This is a genomic window from Brucella pecoris, assembly GCF_006376675.1.
In the GTDB taxonomy this organism is placed as follows: domain Bacteria; phylum Pseudomonadota; class Alphaproteobacteria; order Rhizobiales; family Rhizobiaceae; genus Brucella; species Brucella pecoris.
This window is the reverse complement of sequence record NZ_VEWK01000006.1, coordinates 195423-214308: the sequence shown is the minus strand read 5'-3', so window position 1 is coordinate 214308 and position 18886 is coordinate 195423. Positions and strand designations below refer to the sequence as shown.

Here is an 18886-nt window from a genome sequence, read left to right as displayed (position 1 = left end):
AAATCATACCTATGCTCAGAAATCGTCCCGGTGTCGGATCGATTGTAGATAGGCATAGGCCGTACCCAAAAGCACGGGCACGATTACCAAAGCGGTCCAGAATAGAATGTTGCTCATCTCTGCCCTCCCTCCCACGGTGCGTAGCGATGTGCGTTCTGCATCTCTGTATGTTCTATTCTAACACGTAAACAGCCGCTTTGTTCCGGATTATTAATAATGAGTTAACGATCATAATCACCCGGAAGAACGAATATTGCTACAAGCCAGTCAATGAATACCCTGACGCGCGGAGACAGTTGGCGATCACGCGGATATACAACAGATACGGGTGATGAGCTTGGCGGATAGGCAGCGAGTATCTGCACCAATTTTCCATCAGCGATATGCCTCATCGCATGGTAACGGGGGATCTGGATAATGCCGAGCCCCAGACAGGCCGCCGCTGTGTAACTTTCAGCGGCATTGACTGAAACCAAGGCCGGTATCATGACTGTTTTCAGCATGCCGTCGATCGTGAATTCCAATGGCATGCGCGCCGTACTACCGCTGGCTCGAAAGCCAACCATCCGATGGCCATCAGCCAGTAGGTCTGGATGTCCGGGGTCTCCAAATTGCGCTATATAGGAAGGAGACGCGACGGTGACCTCATCGAGTGTTGTGACGCGTCTTGCTATCATATCGCTGTCCGGCAATGTGCCGACCCGCAATACGCAATCAATGCCTTCTCGAACCGGATCGACGAACCGGTCCCCTTCGGTCATATAAAATTCAATCTCGGGATATTTTTCCAGAAAGGCCGGCAGTTCCGGCAGCAAAAAATGGCGTGCAAGCGTACCCTGCACATCCACGCGCAGCAAGCCCCTGGGTATTGCTCCAGAAAATCCACTCTCCGCGTCTTCGACATCGGCGAGAATTTTTATGCAGCGTTGATAATAGGCCTGGCCGTCAAGCGTTGGATTGACGTGACGAGTGGTTCGGAGGAATAGCTGTACGCCCAATCGTTTTTCAAGCTGCTTGATCGCGTCCGTGACTGTCGAACGCGGAATCCCCAGGTCTTCAGCAGCCAGAGTGAAACTGCGTCGTTCCAATACGCGGGTGAACACCCGCATTGCTTCAAACCTATCCATCTGATTGTTCGCTATTTCCGGATAATAATAACAAATAATGCCCGATTAAGCGACCTCGGAAAAGTGCGATCATTCTGTCAGTTACAAAAAATCTGACCGACCAAATGGAGCAGACAATGTCCAATATGAAAAACAGAGTTGCCATCGTGACGGGAGCATCGCGTGGTATCGGCGCGGCCATTGCCGAAAGACTGGGCCAGGACGGCTTTACCGTTATCGTCAACTATGCAGGCAACGCCGCTCTTGCCGATGCGGTGGTTAGCAAGATCGAGGCTTCTGGTGGCATTGCGCGAGCCGCACAGGCTGATGTCGCCGATCCTGCCGCAGTAAAAAGAATGTTCGATACTGCCGAGGGCGCTTTTGGCGGTGTGGACGTCCTCGTCAACAATGCTGGCATCATGAAGTTGTCGGCTCTTGCCACGACCGAGGATGCGGATTTCGACAATCTCGTCGCGGTCAACCTCAAAGGCACATTCAATACCATGCGGGAGGCAGGTAAACGCCTTCGCGACAATGGTCGCATCATCAATTTCTCCACCTCCGTCGTAGGCTTGAAACTGGAAAATTACGGTATCTATGCCGCAACCAAGGCCGCAGTTGAAACGCTGACAGCCATCATGGCTAAGGAAATGCGCGGTCGAAACATCACCGTCAATGCGGTTGCGCCCGGCCCCACGGCGACCGATCTTTTTCTGGATGGCAAATCCGAAGAACTCGTTGCGCGCATGGCGAAAATGAGTCCGTTGGAGCGACTGGGAACACCGCAGGATATTGCTGACATCGTCGCGTTTCTCGCCAGACCGGATGGAACATGGGTCAACGGCCAGACATTGCGTGCCAATGGCGGCATCATCTAGAATACTTGCAAAACGGCCTGCGCCGCGCTCGCGTCGCAGAACGCCTTTCACCTGTCAGAATATCCTAATAGTTGTAGATATCCCCTATTCGCCTTGACAGTTTGTCGCGGTGAGGCTTCACATGAGCCTAATTATTTTCGCCATTTCTAATAGAATTGGAAAAGACTCCGGTCGTCGTGAGGGGATGCAAATGCGTATTGGTTTCAACCGGCTTTTCTGGGCCTTTGCAGTCGCCGTCTGCCTGTCGGCGGGTCCACACAGCACGCAAGCCGCCGAAACCCGACGGATAGAAATCACCAAAGATAGTGATTACTTCGGTTTCGACTTGCGCACAGAAAAAAATATCTCGCTTGACCAGTGCAAAAGCGCCTGCCTCGGTGACAATGCTTGCGGGGCCTTCACTTATAATCCGAAGGTAAAATGGTGTTTTCTCAAGTCGGATTTCAACACCCTCAACCATTCTGTCGGCTCCATCGCCGGCAAGGTCGTGACGCAGTCTGCTGCTGCCCGCGAAGCTGAAGATATTGGTGCTCCGCCTTCGATCTCTTTCTTTGCCGCCAATCTGATTGACGAAGCCCGTCGCCTGAAAAAGGAGCTTACCTCAACTGATAGCGCTGAGGGGCTGAGCACGTTGAAAAGCGAAGCCGCCGCTGCTGCTCTCAATGGCGATCCGCGCACGGCAATGGAAAAATTCCGACTGGCTGCCAGCATGTCGCCGGACGAAAGCGAAATCTGGGCCGGATATGCACTGTCAGCGCTTGCGACCGAGCCGTCCAATGGTCAGGAACGCTCCAAATTCCAGCGCGATGCGACGTCGGCCTCGTGGTTTGCCTATCAGACCTCACGCACCAAGGATGAGCGCGCGCAAGCGCTTGCCGTCATGGCGCAGGCACTCGAAAAGCGCGATGCATCGCGCCCGGCCTTGCAGGCTTATGAAGCGAGCCTTGATCTCGTCAATTCCGCATCCGTTCGTGACGCCTATGAATATCTGAAAGCCCGCAAAGGCTTCCGCATCGTCAATAATACGGTCGATAATGACAATGCCGCGCCGCGCATCTGCGCGCAGTTCTCGGAAGAACTGGTGAAAAGCGGTGTCGATTATTCGAGCTTCGTGACACTCGATAATGGCGCGCCAAAAGCCGTTGATGCCAAGGATCGCCAGATTTGCGTCGAGGGTCTGGAACATGGCCGCAATTATACGGTGACGTTCCGTCAGGGTCTGCCATCGGCTGTTGGCGAAGTGCTGCCAGCTCCGGTCAATCTTTCGATTTATGTGCAGGACCGCGCGCCATCGGTGCGCTTTACCGGCGACAGCTTTGTGCTGCCTGCGAAAGCCCGTCGCGGCATTCCGCTGGTCAGCGTCAATTTGAGTACAGCCAAGGTCAAGCTCTACCGCGTTGGCGACCGTTCGCTGGCACAACTTCTCTCCGGCTATCAGTTTCTGCGCCAGTTGGACAGCTACGACATCAGCACGGTTTCCGATCAGATGGGTGCGCCTGTCTGGGAGGGTGAGATCGAGGTTGCAGGCAATGAGCTGAACAAGGAAGCAACGACCAGTTTCCCGGTTGATGAAGCACTGCCGGAACGCAAGCCTGGCGTCTATGTGCTGACCGCCGAGCCGCTGGTTCAGAAGTCCGATGATGAATATGGCACCAAGGCAACGCAGTGGTTTGTCGTTTCCGACATCGGCCTTTCGACCTATACCGGACAGGACGGCATCAATGTGTTTGCCCGTTCGCTGGAAAGCGCAGAGCCGCTTAAAGGCGTGAAGCTGACGCTGCTTGCACGCAACAATGAAGTGCTGGGCGAAGCGACCACCGACAGCGATGGCCGTGCGACGTTTACGCCGGGACTGACACGCGGCACAGACGGCATGGTGCCAGCGGTGCTGATGGCAAGTAGCGATGATGAGGATTTCACATTCCTCGATATGGCGCGCGCCGGTTTCGATCTTTCCGATCGTGGTGTGACGGGTCGTGCCGTGCCGAAAGCGCTTGATCTTTATGCATGGACAGAGCGCGGTATCTACCGTGCGGGCGAAGTTGTGCATGTAGGCGCGCTTGCGCGTGACGACACCGCAACTGCAATCGATGATCTGCCGCTCACCTTCATCTTCACGCGTCCCGATGGCGTGGAAGATCGCCGTCTTGTTTCCGATAGCAAACTGGCCGGTGGTCATGCCATCGACCTGACCTTGCCGTCGAACGCCATGCGCGGCACCTGGAATGTTTCGGTCTATACCGATCCCAAGCAGCCAGCGATTGCCACGCAGATGTTCCTGGTTGAAGATTTCGTGCCGGACCGGATCGAGTTCGATCTGACGTCTGACAAGCCGGAAATCGCTGTTGGCGAAACTGCCAATATCACCGTGGACGGTCGTTTCCTCTATGGCGCGCCTGCCGCCGGTCTTGCGCTTGAAGGCGAAGTCACACTTTCGACCAAGCGTCAGTGGGACCGCTTCAAGGGCTATTACTTCGGCCTCGCCGATGAAGAACAGGGCGAAGCCACGCGCCTGCCGCTCGATGGCCTTTCAAAAGTCGATGACAATGGCAAGGCGACTTTCCCGGTTACAGTCGATGAAATGCCGTCAACGACGCGTCTCGTAAATGCAGCCGTGACCGTTCGTATGCGCGAAACCGGCGGTCGTGCGGTTGAGCGCAAGATCGATGTGGCCATTCAGCCGGAAACCGATCTCATCGGCATTCGCCCGGATTTTGCTGGCGATGAAGTTCCGCAGGGCGGAACTGCAAAGTTCAGCCTGATCGCCTCTGACAGCAAGGGTGATCGCAAGGCGCTTGATGGCGCACAATGGTCGCTGGTCAAGATCGAGCGTAATTATCAGTGGTATCGCAGTGGCAACAGCTGGAACTATGAGCCGGTCACTTTCACCAAGGCGATTGCCAACGGCAAGATTGACCTTACAACCGATAGCGAGGCTGAAATCAGTCTGCCGGTCGATTGGGGCCGTTACCGTCTGGAAATCGAAACAGCTGATGCTTCCGGCCCGGCCACAAGCTATGAATTCGATGCGGGCTGGTTTGTCAGCTCAACCTCGACCGAAACACCGGACGGGCTCGAAATCGCGCTCGACAAGGAACATTATGCGGCAGGTGACACGGCAGAACTGAAAATCTCCCCGCGTTTTGCCGGTGAGCTGCTCATCACCATTGGTGCGGAAAAGCTGCTTAAGACAATCACCGCAAGCGTGCCGGAAGGTGGCACGACCATCGATATTCCGGTGGGTGAGGATTGGGGTGCGGGCGCCTATGTAACGGCAACGCTGTTCCGTCCGGGTGAGGCTATTGAAAGCCGTATGCCAGCCCGTGCGATTGGTCTTAAATGGCTGAAGGTCGATCCTGCCGACAAGCAGCTTGCAGTCAAGCTGACCCCGCCTGAAAAGATCACGCCGCGTTCCACACTTTCCATCCCGGTTTCGGTTGAAAATGCGGGTGGCGAACAGGCCTATGTCATGGTCGCGGCAGTCGATGTCGGCATTCTGAATCTGACACGCTATCAGCCGCCGAACCCTGAAAACTGGTTCTTCGGCCAGCGTCAGCTCGGCCTTGAAATGCGCGATATGTATGGTCGCCTGATCGATGGTTCGCTCGGCGTCACCGGCAAGCTGCGCACAGGTGGCGATGGTGGCAATATGGCAGCGGAAGGCAGCCCGCCCACCGAAAAGCTGGTTGCGCTGTTCTCCGGTCCTGTTGAACTCGACAGCGACGGCAAGGCAACTATCACTTTCGACATACCGCAGTTCAACGGCACCGCGCGCGTCATGGCGGTTGCATGGACCAAGAAGGCTGTTGGCCATGCGGTGACCGATGTTATCATCCGCGATCCTGTGGTCATCACCGCTGGTCTGCCACGCTTCATGGCCCCTGGCGATCAGGCCAATATCCGCTTCGATATTGCCAATACGGATGCACCGGACGGCGATTATCGTGTGAGCCTTGAGACCACTGATAATCTCGGTGTTGAGGTTGGCTCCTACCCTGAAAGCATCGCGCTTAAAGGTGGCAAACGGCAGTCTATCACCGTTCCACTCAATGCTGTGGCCACGGGTGCGGGTGGTGTGACGATCCGGCTTTCCAACGATGCAGGCCTCAATGTTGAGCAGGCTTTGGCATTGCCGGTGCGTCCGGTCGATCTGCCGGTCACAAGCCGCCATGTCGTCAATCTCACGGCCAATGGCGGAAGTGTGAGAGTCGATGGTGGCCTTCTGTCTGAAAGCCTGCTTGATGGTGCTTTTGTCAGCGTTGGTGTGACGCGAAGTGCCGCATTTGATGTGCCAGCATTGTTGATGGCGCTCGACCGCTATCCTTATGGCTGCACAGAGCAGACCACCAGCCGCGCACTGCCGCTGCTTTATTTGAGCGAAATGGCTGCAGGTACGGAAGCGGCAGCGGGTCTGGAAAGTCAGGAAGAACTTAAAAAGCGCGTACAGGATTCCATCTTCCGCGTGCTCAACAACCAGTCTTCAAGCGGTTCGTTTGGTCTCTGGTCGCCGGGATCGGGTGATCTCTGGATGGACGCCTATGTGACCGACTTCCTGACGCGTGCCCGCGAAAAGGGCTATGACGTGCCGCAGCAGGCGATGCTGTCTGCGCTTTCTAATCTGCAAAATGCGCTCGGCTATACCACCGACGTCAAGGAACGTGGCAACGACATTGCCTATGCGCTCTATGTTCTGGCACGCAACAAGAAGGCTTCAGTTGGCGATCTGCGTTACTTTGCCGATACCCAGCTTGAAAACTTTGCAAGCCCGATGGCCGTTGCCCAGCTTGGTGCAGCACTTGCTCTTTATGGTGATCAGCCGCGTTCGGAACGCGTGTTCAATGCGTCGCTCCAGCTCGCAACCAGCCAGTCCAGCTATGACTATAATCGCTCCGATTATGGTTCGCCGCTGCGTGATGGCGCGGCAATGCTGGCTCTTGCTTCGGAAACCAAGCCTGCGCCGAAAGTGCTGCCATCGCTGATTACGCTGGTCGAGTTCCAGCGCGAAAAGGCACGTTATCTCAGCACGCAGGATCAGGCATGGATGCTGCTTGCAGCACGCGGGCTTCAGGATGACAATGGCGCAATCAGCCTCGACATCAATGGCACAGCGCATCAGGGCGCGTTCTCCGAGCGTCTCAATGGGGCAGCCCTTGAAACGCAGCCGCTGGTCGTCACAAACAAGGGGCAGGGTTCGGTTGATGCGGTCGTCACGGCTGTTGCAGCACCCGCTCAGTCACTGCCTGCGGGTGGAGAAGGTTTCAACATCGAGCGCACTTATTATACGCTTGATGGCGAGCCGGCCAATGTCACCGGGGTCAATCAGAATGAGCGCTATGTTGTTGTTCTGAAAATCGACGATCTGCAGGAATGGCAGTCGCGTCTGCTTGTGACCGATCTGCTGCCAGCTGGTTTCGAGATCGACAATCCGGGTCTTGTTTCCAGTGCCGATCTTGGCAATTTCCCATGGCTGGAAAGCACACAGGCAGCGCATCTCGAATTCCGCAATGATCGTTTTGTGGCCGCTTTTGACCGCTCTGCAGGCGAGAAGAAGCCGATTACGCTGGCTTATGTGGTGCGTGCGGTGACGCCGGGTCTTTACACCCATCCGGCAGCAACGGTTGAGGATATGTATCGTCCGCAATTTGCAGCGCGCACGGCGACAAGCATGATGGAGGTGGCGGCACCGTAAGCCATGATCCCGAAAAGTGGGAACCGGTTTCCGGACAAGATCATGGCCAAACAAATGAAAAGGCGTTGGAAAATAGCGATTGGCGGTGCCGCGTTTCTCGGCGTCGCTGGACTCGGAACCGTGGTCGGGCTTGACTGGCTCGACCGCGCCTATCCTCCGCCTTTGCCGGAACGGCTGACCATTTCCACCGAAGTTATGGATCGCGACGGCGCTTTGCTGCGTGCCTATGCAACGCCGGACGGCTATTGGCGCTTGAATACCCGCATCGAAGATGTCGATCCGAAATTCGTGAAGATGCTGATCGCCTATGAGGACAAGCGTTTTTACGATCATGGCGGCATTGATTTCACAGCACTTCTTCGGGCTGCGTATCAGCTTGCAGGGAGCGGCCGTATTGTTTCCGGCGGTTCCACACTTTCCATGCAGCTTGCACGCCTTATCGAGCCGCGCGAAAGCCGCAGCTTCGGCTCCAAGTTCCGGCAGCTGGCGCGTGCAGTTCAAATTGAGCGACGGCTGAGCAAGTCTGAAATTCTCGAACGTTATCTGACACTCGCGCCCTATGGCGGCAATCTGGAAGGTGTGAGGTCGGCATCGTTAGCCTATTTTGGCAAGGAGCCGCTGCGCCTCACCATATCGGAAGCAGCGCTTCTTGTGGCCCTGCCGCAATTGCCGGAGCGCCGCCGCCCGGATCGCGAGATGGAAAACGCGGTTGCTGCGCGGGATCGCGTTCTAAAACGCATGGTTTCGTCTGATGTTTTCACGAGCGAAGAAGCCGAGCGCGCATCGCGTGAGCGCATATCCGCGACGCGTCATCCCTTGCCTTCATTGGCCGCTCACTTTGCCGATCTCGCTTTGAAACAGGCGCCGACCGAGGCCCGGCATCAGCTGACGCTTAAGAAGTCGGTGCAGGCTGGGCTTGAAGTTGTGGCACGCGAAGCTGCTGCGAAGCTTGGGCCAAAAGTATCGGTCGCCATGGTGCTGGCCGACAGTCGCAATGGCAATATTCTGGGTGAGGTTGGTTCCGCTGATTACTTCGATGGCAAGCGGCAGGGCTGGATCGATATGACCCGGGCCGTGCGCTCGCCGGGTTCAACGCTCAAGCCCTTTATCTATGGGCTGGCCTTCGAGCAGGGACTGATTGCGCAGGAAACCATCATCGAGGACCGTCCGCAGGATTTTGCAGGCTATCGTCCGCGCAATTTCGATATGAGCTATCAGGGCGATGTAAGCATCCGTCAGGCGCTGCAAATGTCGCTGAATGTGCCGACCATCACCCTGCTCGATGCAATTGGCCCTGCACGGCTCACCACGCGCATTCGTCAGGCGGCGGTCAATCTGCAACTGCCAAAAGGCGAAGCGCCGGGTCTGGCAATCGGCCTTGGTGGCGCGGGCATCAGCCTGCGCGATCTGGTGCAGCTTTATACTGGCCTTGCCAATGGCGGTCGCGGTGCAGCACTTCGTGACGGCACCGAAGGCTCAGAGCCTGTGCAACCATCGGCTCCTATTCTGAGCGAGCAAGCATCGTGGCAGATTGGCGATATTCTGGCCGGTGTCGTGCCGCCGCAAGGCGCGAAACGCCTCGGCCTCGCTTACAAGACCGGCACGTCCTATGGATATCGTGATGCATGGTCGGTCGGTTATGACGGGCGTTATGTGCTGGGTGTCTGGGTCGGGCGTGCCGATGGCGGCTCGGTGCCGGGCCTTGCGGGCTATGTTTCGGCGGCTCCCATCCTGTTTGAAGCCTTTGTGCGTTCAGGGGTTGCTTCCGTGCCGCTGCCGCGTGCACCTGCTGGCGCATTTCGGACAGCACGCGCCGATCTTCCTGTGACGCAGATACGCTTTTCGTCTGCAAGCGACCCTCTGCCGGTTCTCAAAGCCACGATTGAGCCTGCACCGCGCATCGTGTTTCCACCTGATGGCGCGCATGTCGAACTGAAAGCCCTGACTGACAATGCATCGCCGCTGGTGCTAAAATTACAGGGCGGGCGCGCACCGTTCCGCTGGCTTGCCAATGGGAAGCCCATCGCAGAGATTGAGCGGCGACGGACAACGAACTGGCAACCGGATGGAACCGGCTATTCAACATTGACCGTGGTTGACGCTGCCGGACGAGCTACCAGCGTCAACATTTTTGTAGAATAGCGACCTATTGGGCAGCTTCCGATGCAATCAGGTTTGCTGCGATTTTCTTCTCCAGCGACATAACTTTCAAGTTGCCGGAAAACAGGATACCGGTGATCGGAAGCACTGGTTCCGCAGGAAGTTCCTCATGGTTGGCACTGTCTTTGGGAACATGCAGCTTGTGTTCCAAACCCTCTTCGGCACTGGATAGGGTAAGCGCCACATTCCCGCGGGCTTCCAGCAACTTAGTGCCGTAAAGAAACTCGAAACTCAGCATCGAAACGAGGAACTTGTATGTTCCATCGCGTACGCCTCCCTTCATCATTGCGGCGCGATGCACCTCCCCGCCCATCGCTACATCGAGCGGTGGAATACGCGGATCGCAGACATAGCCAAGCGCCAGCAGTTGCCCGTTATCAACCTCAAAGCGCATTCTGTCTGAGCCAAGATCGAGCGCCGAGATCGAAAAGCGGCGATTGCTGTATTGCACCGGCACGCGTCCCAGCCGCTTGCAAAGTTGCTCACCACTCAAGGCACGCGCATTGGCGAAATGGTCTGGATCAATAGCAAATGGCAGCGCCTTTGGATGATGCGGAACCGACAGGGCCGGTTCGAGAACATCGGCGATCAAATTCGCAACAATCGTTGTCGAAACAGGCCGCGCATAATGCCCCTGATCAAGATAGAAAGCCGGATTGCTTACAACATCGCGACCATATTGCTGCATCAGCATTCGCGAGACATCGGCTGAAATAGTGCCATACCATTGCGAGATGTAGTTGATGCCTGCATCAATGGAAGGAACAGAGTTCAGAAACGAGCCATTGCGTGCGCCAAATACGAGCGTTGCAATCCGCAGGTTCGGATTGCGTTCAAGTGCGTAACGGATAATTCCCTCGTAAAACCGTGCCCAATGGCGGAATGGACGCCGTTCATCGCCATAAACGAAGGCATCATTGATCGCATATTCGATCAGCAGCAGCTCGCAATCTTCGAGCTGTTCAAACTGCTTGAGCTGATAAAGACCAAGCGCGCTCGTCGTTCCTCCCACTGCGAGATCGGCGACAATGTCGAGTTCCACCCCGCGCCGCGCCATAGTCGACAGAAGCGTCGGCAGATAGCCGGGCAGCATGACAGTGTTCGACCCGCCGATGATTACAGTCTTGAGTTTCATTTTGTCACCGTTGCAGCCTTACCGGCTGGCGTCAGCGACCCGCAACGCCAGACACCGTAAGTGCTTGCATCCCAATCAAAATAATAAGCTGCTGCGATCTGGCCGCTATCCATCATCTGTCGGAAGCGATCACGTGCCTTCTCGACCAGTTGTTCGCGATTATTGTCATTGGCTGGACAGACCTTCGACGTATTGGCAAAACCCCATTCCGTAATCCAACATGGTTTGCCATCCGCGCCACCGCAGAAAGAAAGCGCGTTGCTGATGTGCTTCGCCCGCGCAGCCCGCGTGCCACTGCTGCCCGGATAGATATGAATGCCGTAACCGTCAGCAACGTCATCAAGACCATGTTTCTTGAGAAGATCGGTAAAGGCTGCAGGGTCGACAGTCTCTATTCCGCGCCGGTCGGCATCGATAAAAGGGATATCGGACAAACCTGCCGATACGACCTTAGCCTTGGCGCTTTGCTTGGTTTTCGCCAACTCTGCTCGGGCAATGCGCAAAAGTTCGACGTATTTTTCTGCACCCTTTTCGACCAGAGGGAGCTCCTCCATCTCGCTTAAAGAGCGTGCAGTCTTCATCTTCTCCTTGGGCAGAATGGCAATATCGCCATTATAGGCACCCCAGTTGATCTCGTTGCCGGGTTCAACGGCGACCAACGGCACACCCAACGCATCAATCTTCTGAAAGGCATCTGCGACCGCCTGCTGAAAACGCTCGGGAGATATGTCGGAAAGCCGATACATATCCCAGATGCGCCCACGTCCGGATCGAGGTTTTGTCCCTTCCGGATAGAAATCTGCGTTGTTGAGCGAGATTTCGAGCAGGACAGCCAGGCCTTTTTCATGTGCGAGGCGCACGGCATCGATACTTTGATCGAGCGGTCGCGTAAGCGACAGCCGAACCGCCACCACACCGTTCTCAACCATCTGATCGAGAATCTGTTCGCGCTCGGCGGGCTTAAGCCAGGCCATATTGACCCGGTTAACGCCAAAGCGCGTGTCGGCAAAAGCACCACCGGGTGCACTGGCAAGCAAGGCAGCGCCAAGCAAGACTGCCATTGCCCGTTTCCTGCCCCCGATGCTCCTGACGGTCAGTTTCATCGAATACCGATATCCTTCAGCGCGCCGTTGAAGTTGGCTTCGCATTCCGAATAGCGGTTGATGGCCGCAGGCACATCGATCTTGGAAAGGAAGTCACGCAGGTAAGCCTTCTTCTGCGGCTCGCGGTTCCAGACGCTAGCATCGATATGGGGGAAGCCGACGAAGCCCAGCATCTCACGCATACGATCATCGACAGCAATCATCAGTCCCGGAATCCCTGACTGCATGCCAATAATCGTGCCATGGAAACGGCGGCTCAGGCCGAAATCCTGGCTGGAAATCCAACTGCGCCATTTATGCGTATCGAAGAACACCAGCAATTCGTTTTTGCGCTGCCATTTTTCCATATGTTTGTAATCAACAGGCGCGGTAATGCGACTTGCGGCCTGATCATAGGCTTCGGAATGATCCTCCCCCGCCATGTTCATATTATAGACGATGACTTCGTCCTGAAGGACATAGCTTGCAACGCTGTCTTTTTCGAGCAGCGCATGGGCATCGACAATCGTATCCGCAACACTGCCCAGATAGCCGCCGAAGGAGATTTTTTGCGCATCCGCAAGGCTTGGATCAGCGAGACGAGCCAAAGAGCGCTTCATCTGATCCGGCGCATAATAGAGCGAAGGACAGCCCGTCGGGCGGACATATTTCATGCCTGCATCTTTCAGGAACTCTTCCGTGAAATGGCCGCGCGTCAGAAAGAAACTTTCCTTGCGGCGCAGAATTTCAAGGAATCTGCGGGTGCCTTCCGGCAATTCCGCTTTCAGATTCTCCTTCTTCTGAATGCCAATGCCCATGACCACAATCGGCATGTTCAGCTTTTCAAAGACGAAGGATTCCGTCGTTGCCGCATAGCCCGGACGTAAGAGATTGGCTGAAGCAAACAGGCAAAGATCGAAGCTTTCATTGAGCTTCGCATAGGTGTCCGGCGAGTTGAGGCTATTGGCAAGATGCCAGAACGGAACATAGGTCACGTCATGGCCGCGCACAGCGTTCGCAGCGCCCTCACCAATGAGGTAGTTGCCGGTATTGGCAATTTTTTTGACCTGGTCGATCACATCCTTCTTGGTGCGGATGGGCTCGAAATAGGGGCGGTGTTTAACACTCGCACCGGAAACGCTTTCGACGGTCCGCATCAAATAGGACGGAATGCCGGTGATCATTATGCGCATGGTGATCCATCTTCGCTGGAGTTAAGGCATGTCTCCCAAAAGTGGGAACCGGTTTTGGGACAAAGACATGCGAACAACAAGAATCTGAAGCTTGCTTCAGACCGGTTTGGATTGGGAGTTATCCGATGCCGATTTCTGAAAGAGCGCTTCGGAAGTTGCGTTCGCGGTCCGAATATTTTTCGATCACGTCGGGGATGTTCATCGCCGCAATATGATCACTCACGAAGGCACGCCGATCATTGGCCGCGTTGAGATCGCGAGCATCGATCTTTGGCAGACCGGAGAAATTGAGCATTTCACGCATCCGGTCATCAACTGCGACCATCAGGCTTGGCACGCCTGCCTGCATGGAGATGATATTGCCATGGAATCGACGACCAAACGAGAAATCCATGGTCGAGCACCAGGCACGCCATTGATTGGTGTCGAGGAAGGCGTGAACGCTGATCTTCTTCTTGAGATCATCCGACCCCTTATAGGTCAGCGGGCCAACGAGTTCGCCAGTGGTGGAATCATAGGCGCGGCCATTGGCATCGGATTCAAGCTGCATATCGAAATGCAACAGCTCATCCTGAACCACATAGGCTGAACGACCGTCATCCGAACTCAGCGCATTCATGTCGCCGATGGTTTCAAGTTCTGCACCCATATAACCGGTGAAAACGGTACGGCCCTCACCCACCTTCACATCCGGCAGGCGGCTGATTGCCTTGCGCATGTTATCGGGACGGAAATAAAGCGAAGGGCAGCCGACCGGACGAACATAGGAAAAGCCCTGATCGCGGAGATAGCCGGCTGCATTTTCACCACGTGTAAGGAAATAGTGTTCACGGGATTTAAGCACATCAAGGAGCTTCTTCGTGCCGGCAGGCAGACCGTCTTCGCCTTCGATGTCGGGACGGTTCTGGATGCCGATTCCGAGCATCACCACCGGCATATCGAGTTTGGACAGAACAAGCGCTTCCGCATCCGCCGACAGCCCCTTACGTAGTAGGTTTGCGCAGGTGAAGACGCAAATATCGAACTCTTTATTGATCTCCTCCATACCCGTTCCATTGTTCACACAATTATAGAGATGCCAGAACGGAATATGTTTGGCTGATGGCAGAAGTGCCGTCATGGCCCCCTCACCGATCAAATAATTGCCGGTATTGGAGATGTTCTTGAGCTCCTGGATAAAATTATCCCTGGATTCTGAATCTCGTTGCTTTTCCGAGTAATGGACCTGCGCCTTGTCCGCGCGCTGGATGAGACGCGTCAGATGGCTCGGAATGCCGGTGACGAGGATTCTTGGATTGGTTGGGCGGCTCATAGGTCGACCTTTCTGGTATAATCAGGCAACTGCACGGCCGGGGAGAATGGCAACCGTGCTGGCATCGTCTGCAACTTCCGGCTGGGAGGACCGGGATTTCGGATAGACCGGGCTTATTTCATTGGCCCAATCGGTAAATTCGGAGAATGCCGCACTCCAGGTACGGTTCGCTGCGGAAGCGAGCGCGCCTTCTGCAGTGCGCATCAGGGCTTCGCGATCCTGTGCAAGTATGGTGAGGATGCGCGTCATATCGGCGACAATCTGCGCGTCGTTGCCATTGCGAATGAGAATGCCGTCGCGGCCATGGTTGATCAGCTCATCAACAGCGCCAACCGCCGTCGCAACCGGCACGCAGCCAAGCTGCTGCGCCTCGGCGATCATCAACGGTGCCCCCTCCCAGCGCGACGGCATCAACAGCACATCGGCCCAGGCGAGATGGTTCGCAATATCCCTGCCATCAAAGACTGGAGGAGAAACTTTCACCCCTACATCTTTAAGGCGGGTCATCCACGACGCACTTGGATCGTCGGAGAGGATCTCACCACCAATCGCTTGCGCCTCGAATGCAATGCCCTGTTCTTTGAGCTTAACGATGGCATCGTGCAGGCGGTCGATCCCCTTTTGCCGGTCGAGACGCCCCATATAGAGCATCCGGATCGGCTCGCCTTTGCGAACCTGTTTACGGGCAGCTGTCACCTGTGCACGCAGTTTTGTATCGATTGAAAAACTGGCACCGTTGGGAACGGAGAACACCTTTTCGTACGGTACGCCGAAACTGTGCAGATAGATTTTAAGCTGATCCGAACAGGTGAGAAAAGCATCATAGGCATGCTCAAAGGCAATCGCAGCATAGGGTTGGCCCGCCTGCCTGCGGAAGACGGTCTCGTCAACCACATGCAGATAACAAGCCGTGCGTGTGCCCTCCGAACGCAGCTTGCCCATCAGAGGGTGCGCTGCCATGACGTGATTGTTCACCACCAGATCGAAGCCGGAAAGCTGGCCACGCAGAATACTCCAATCGAGTGGGTGATCTTCAGTTATGAAATCCTGACCAAGGAAGCGGTTTGTGTCGCCCCAAGCCGGAATGCCGTCCTTCCAGAAATGCAAATAGTCGAAGGACTGGTCGAACTCGTCGAGCACATCCATGCGCTCATTACCGAGAACAAAGAGGTGGGTTTCAAAACCCTGATTCTTCAACTCACGCCCGGCTGCATAAGCAACCTTTTCAGCTCCTCCGAAAGAGGCATTGGGAACCAGCACTGCGGCCGTCTTCTTTCGCGTTGCATTATGTGCAAGCGGCAGAACCGGTCCGCCACCCATTTCATTGCGCAGCACCTGATACATTTCAGACAGGGCTGGCAGACGACGCGGACGCCATGTCCAGCGCATGGCCGCACTCTGCTTCAACGGGCTTGTGGCAATCGAGGTCACTAGATTAAGCATCGACTGCTCTGGTCGCGAAAGCGCCCGGCGCTGGCGGACCCGCGGGAACGGGAAGCGTACCTTCATACGCGCGGAGGTCGGCCACAATTGCTGGGTGCCGAGCGAGGCGAACCAGTCGAGCGCGTCATTTTCGATGATTTCGCGGAGAAGCCGGGTCGAAATAAAGATCAGATCGGCATGAGGCTGACGGGTACCCGACGGCATGATTTCGGTATCGATGCGGCGCTCGTCTTCAACATTGGTCAGTTCCACGAAAATGATGTTGGCCTGTTCGGCCAGCTTTTCAAGCCGAGACAGGATATTGGGCAGCAGTCGCGAACGCGCCAGAAGCTTCAACGTCTCGGTATTGGACGAGGCCAGAAACGGCGGAAAATGAAAATTGTCCGGTTCGGAAACGCTGCCCCAGAATGCGCGGATGGCATCATCAAACTTAAGATCGGTCGTACCAAGACTGAGGTCGGTGAAAAGGCTGACCGTCCCCTCACCTGCGCGGATCACGCCATAGCGCGGACATTCCTCATGCTCGAAGCCGACAAGCGTCGGGCGACGAAATAATGCCTTATGCCGCTTGCGCAAAAAATTGATCGAGCCGGAACGGTCGCGATTGGCTTCCTTGAAGCGGCTCTCAGCCCGCAAACGATATTCAAAGCCGGTATCGTGGCAAGGCGCTCCGACAAAGCCCGCTTCAATAGCCGAGAGCCAGAACTCCCAATCTTCAAAGCCGTTCTGCCGGTCATCGTCAAAGCGCACACCGCTGCGGAAAACTTCCGCTGAAATCATTGACCCGGTATCGCAGATATTGTCTGTGATGCAGTGGATCAGCCGCGAATACGTATCGCCATAATGCGCGCGCCAGTTGACCGAGAATGTGTCGATATTGGTGTAAACCCAGCCTGCATTGCTTGCGAGAAGCTTACGGTAAAGTGTGTCGATTGTCTGTGGCTGCACGCGATTATCGGCGTCCACGAAATAGACAGCCTTCACCTCCGGCATCTCTTGCAAAATATAATCGACCGCGCGATTGCGCGCACCGCCGGGACCAGCATTCTCACCGAAGATGACATGAATATTGGGGTGCGCTGCCGCATAAAGCGTCAGGCTGTCAAAGACCTCGCGACGTGGATCACCGTCAACGGAGACGACAATCTGGGTTCGAAACACCGTCTCCGATGCCAGCACGGTTTCCAGTGCTTCAAGCGCCAGCGCTGCATGTCCGTAAAGCGGCATGGCGACAACGATCAAATCCTTGGACCTATCGTACATTCGCGGCCTCTTTGGCTAATTCGTGAACGGGCTGTGCCTCAATGTGCTTGACCAGCCGGAAGTTGAAGACTTTGAGCCAAGAAAAATCCACAGAGTCTGCGGCTGCCTTACTCAGGACGACGAGATCCATCGTGCGGCCGATCGGCTCTTCAAGCATGAAGTTGATGTCGATCGGACGATTGGGCGCGACTTCAGACCAACCACTGAACAGCACCTGCTGACGGCGACGGTCGAGACTGGAAATCGCTTCGATTTCTTGCTTCACGTCCGATGCCAGATTGACCAGTAACAGCCCCACCGCGCAGGGTTGACCTTCGGGATGGTCAATCACGGCCCGCGCAGAAACCCGCACAGTGCCCGGCGCAACCACACGGCGGATCGCCGCCGCAGTGATGCCCTCCTCCAGGGGGTGGCAGCCGATGGCATCCTCATGCTCCAGAAAACGAACGGTTGGAAAGTCAGGCGTCAGTGGGGTGACGGAAACGTTGGCCACATTGCGCAACAACTCAATCGGCAGACGATAATCATCGACCTTGCGGCCATCAATCAGCGAAGTCGGCACGATGGCGTTCGGCAGCGAGGCCGGACGCACGCCCGGCAGGCCCGTGAAAATCCGCAGTGCCAGCGGACGCATATCGAGATCGGCATGTGGAATGCGGGCTCGTGCTGCATAGCGCTCGTTGGCAATCACGTTACCGAGTGACAGTTCAGGGGGAACACCGCCCGTTGCAGAAATGCGCAGCCGCAACGTACGATGGCTACCGTCACATGCCTTCGGCAGGGAGAAGAAGTTCCATTCCGAATGCAGCGCACCGTAAGGCACCAGCCATTCGGCAATTCCTTCACCGTTTTCAAGATAATCCAGCGTCACGATTAGCTGGCCATTGCGATTGGCGGGCAGATCGCGGAAATGCAAGGCAAAACCAGAAACGGCGTAGCTCGATACCGGGAAAAGCTGTTCGATCTCCGATTCGCGCAGCAGGCGCGCAAAGCCTTCATCCTTCGGATCGACCAGAGGCGCATGGCTGAAGATCTCCGTTGAAGAATCCCAGTTGCGAGCGTGAAATGCGTCTTCGATGGCGCGATAATTTTCAAACATGGTCTCGCGCTCGCGACGCAACATCGCAAGCTCGGTGTGAACCTTGCTGACATGGCCGACGAGACGATCCAGACTATTCTCAAGCAATTGCGTTACCAGCAACGGCACCGTTTCTGGCGTCGCATCATCGATCCGCACAACAGGAAGTTCTGGAATGGTGCTCAGACGATAAACCTGCTGCAGAATCGTCTGCAACTCGTTCTCACCTTCTTGCGAAGCAGCAATCGCGATAAGCGGAAATGTATTTGCCAACCGAAGGCGCTTGCCATCTCCTTCGACAAATGTGGTCAGCTCGCCCAGAGACGTCGCTTCCAGCGCTTCACGATCAAGAATCGAAGCAATGGCATATCGGCGGGATTTCCGCGCCGAGATCGCAGGAAGTGGTGTGCTCAACATATTCATCCATTGTGTGATGGCCGACTTGGGAGTCTCGGCCTGTGGCTACAATGAGAAAATACAGTCCATGTATTGTCAACAGCCATATAGCATCAACTATATGATAATATTACGAATATTTGGAACGATT

The 18886-nt window shown here is 55.7% G+C and carries 10 protein-coding genes; 3 read left to right on the top strand and 7 right to left on the bottom strand.

Annotation, left to right across the window (positions count from 1 at the left end):
* Positions 1 to 221 precede the first annotated feature (221 nt).
* Positions 222 to 1127, bottom strand: a complete 906-nt coding sequence (locus tag FIB18_RS13395; RefSeq protein WP_140021191.1) for a LysR family transcriptional regulator — start codon at positions 1125 to 1127, stop codon at positions 222 to 224.
* Between the two features lie 116 nt (positions 1128 to 1243).
* Here FIB18_RS13395 and FIB18_RS13390 point away from each other — a divergent pair, with 116 nt between their 5' ends.
* From FIB18_RS13390 to pbpC, 3 genes are all read left to right on the top strand, one after another.
* Positions 1244 to 1984, top strand: a complete 741-nt coding sequence (locus FIB18_RS13390; protein ID WP_140021190.1) for an SDR family oxidoreductase — start codon at positions 1244 to 1246, stop codon at positions 1982 to 1984.
* Positions 1985 to 2174: 190 nt separating this feature from the next.
* On the top strand, positions 2175 to 7673 hold the full coding sequence (locus tag FIB18_RS13385) for an alpha-2-macroglobulin family protein (protein ID WP_174977424.1): 5499 nt from the start codon (positions 2175 to 2177) through the stop codon (positions 7671 to 7673).
* A 42-nt stretch (positions 7674 to 7715) separates the two neighbouring features.
* The gene (gene pbpC / locus FIB18_RS13380) at positions 7716 to 9815 is read left to right on the top strand and encodes a penicillin-binding protein 1C (RefSeq protein ID WP_140021189.1); all 2100 of its coding nucleotides are present in this window, start codon (positions 7716 to 7718) and stop codon (positions 9813 to 9815) included.
* A gap of 4 nt (positions 9816 to 9819) precedes the next feature.
* Here the strand turns inward: pbpC and FIB18_RS13375 are convergent, their stop codons facing one another.
* From FIB18_RS13375 to FIB18_RS13350, 6 genes are all read right to left on the bottom strand, one after another.
* Positions 9820 to 10968: an SGNH/GDSL hydrolase family protein gene (locus FIB18_RS13375; RefSeq protein ID WP_140021188.1), complete on the bottom strand. Its 1149-nt coding sequence runs from the start codon at positions 10966 to 10968 to the stop codon at positions 9820 to 9822.
* The gene (locus FIB18_RS13370; RefSeq protein ID WP_140021187.1) at positions 10965 to 12071 is read right to left on the bottom strand and encodes a glycoside hydrolase; all 1107 of its coding nucleotides are present in this window, start codon (positions 12069 to 12071) and stop codon (positions 10965 to 10967) included. Before FIB18_RS13370 ends, FIB18_RS13375 begins: the two co-directional genes overlap by 4 nt.
* On the bottom strand, positions 12068 to 13243 hold the full coding sequence (locus FIB18_RS13365) for a polysaccharide pyruvyl transferase family protein (RefSeq protein ID WP_140021186.1): 1176 nt from the start codon (positions 13241 to 13243) through the stop codon (positions 12068 to 12070). Before FIB18_RS13365 ends, FIB18_RS13370 begins: the two co-directional genes overlap by 4 nt.
* Positions 13244 to 13361: 118 nt before the next feature.
* On the bottom strand, positions 13362 to 14555 hold the full coding sequence (locus FIB18_RS13360; RefSeq protein ID WP_140021185.1) for a polysaccharide pyruvyl transferase family protein: 1194 nt from the start codon (positions 14553 to 14555) through the stop codon (positions 13362 to 13364).
* 21 nt (positions 14556 to 14576) lie between these two features.
* Positions 14577 to 17261 carry a glycosyltransferase gene (locus tag FIB18_RS13355; RefSeq protein ID WP_140021184.1) on the bottom strand — a complete coding sequence of 895 codons (2685 nt, stop codon included), beginning with the start codon at positions 17259 to 17261 and terminating at the stop codon, positions 14577 to 14579.
* Positions 17251 to 18756 carry a DUF6212 domain-containing protein gene (locus tag FIB18_RS13350; protein WP_140021183.1) on the bottom strand — a complete coding sequence of 502 codons (1506 nt, stop codon included), beginning with the start codon at positions 18754 to 18756 and terminating at the stop codon, positions 17251 to 17253. Before FIB18_RS13350 ends, FIB18_RS13355 begins: the two co-directional genes overlap by 11 nt.
* Between the last annotated feature and the right edge of the window lie 130 nt (positions 18757 to 18886).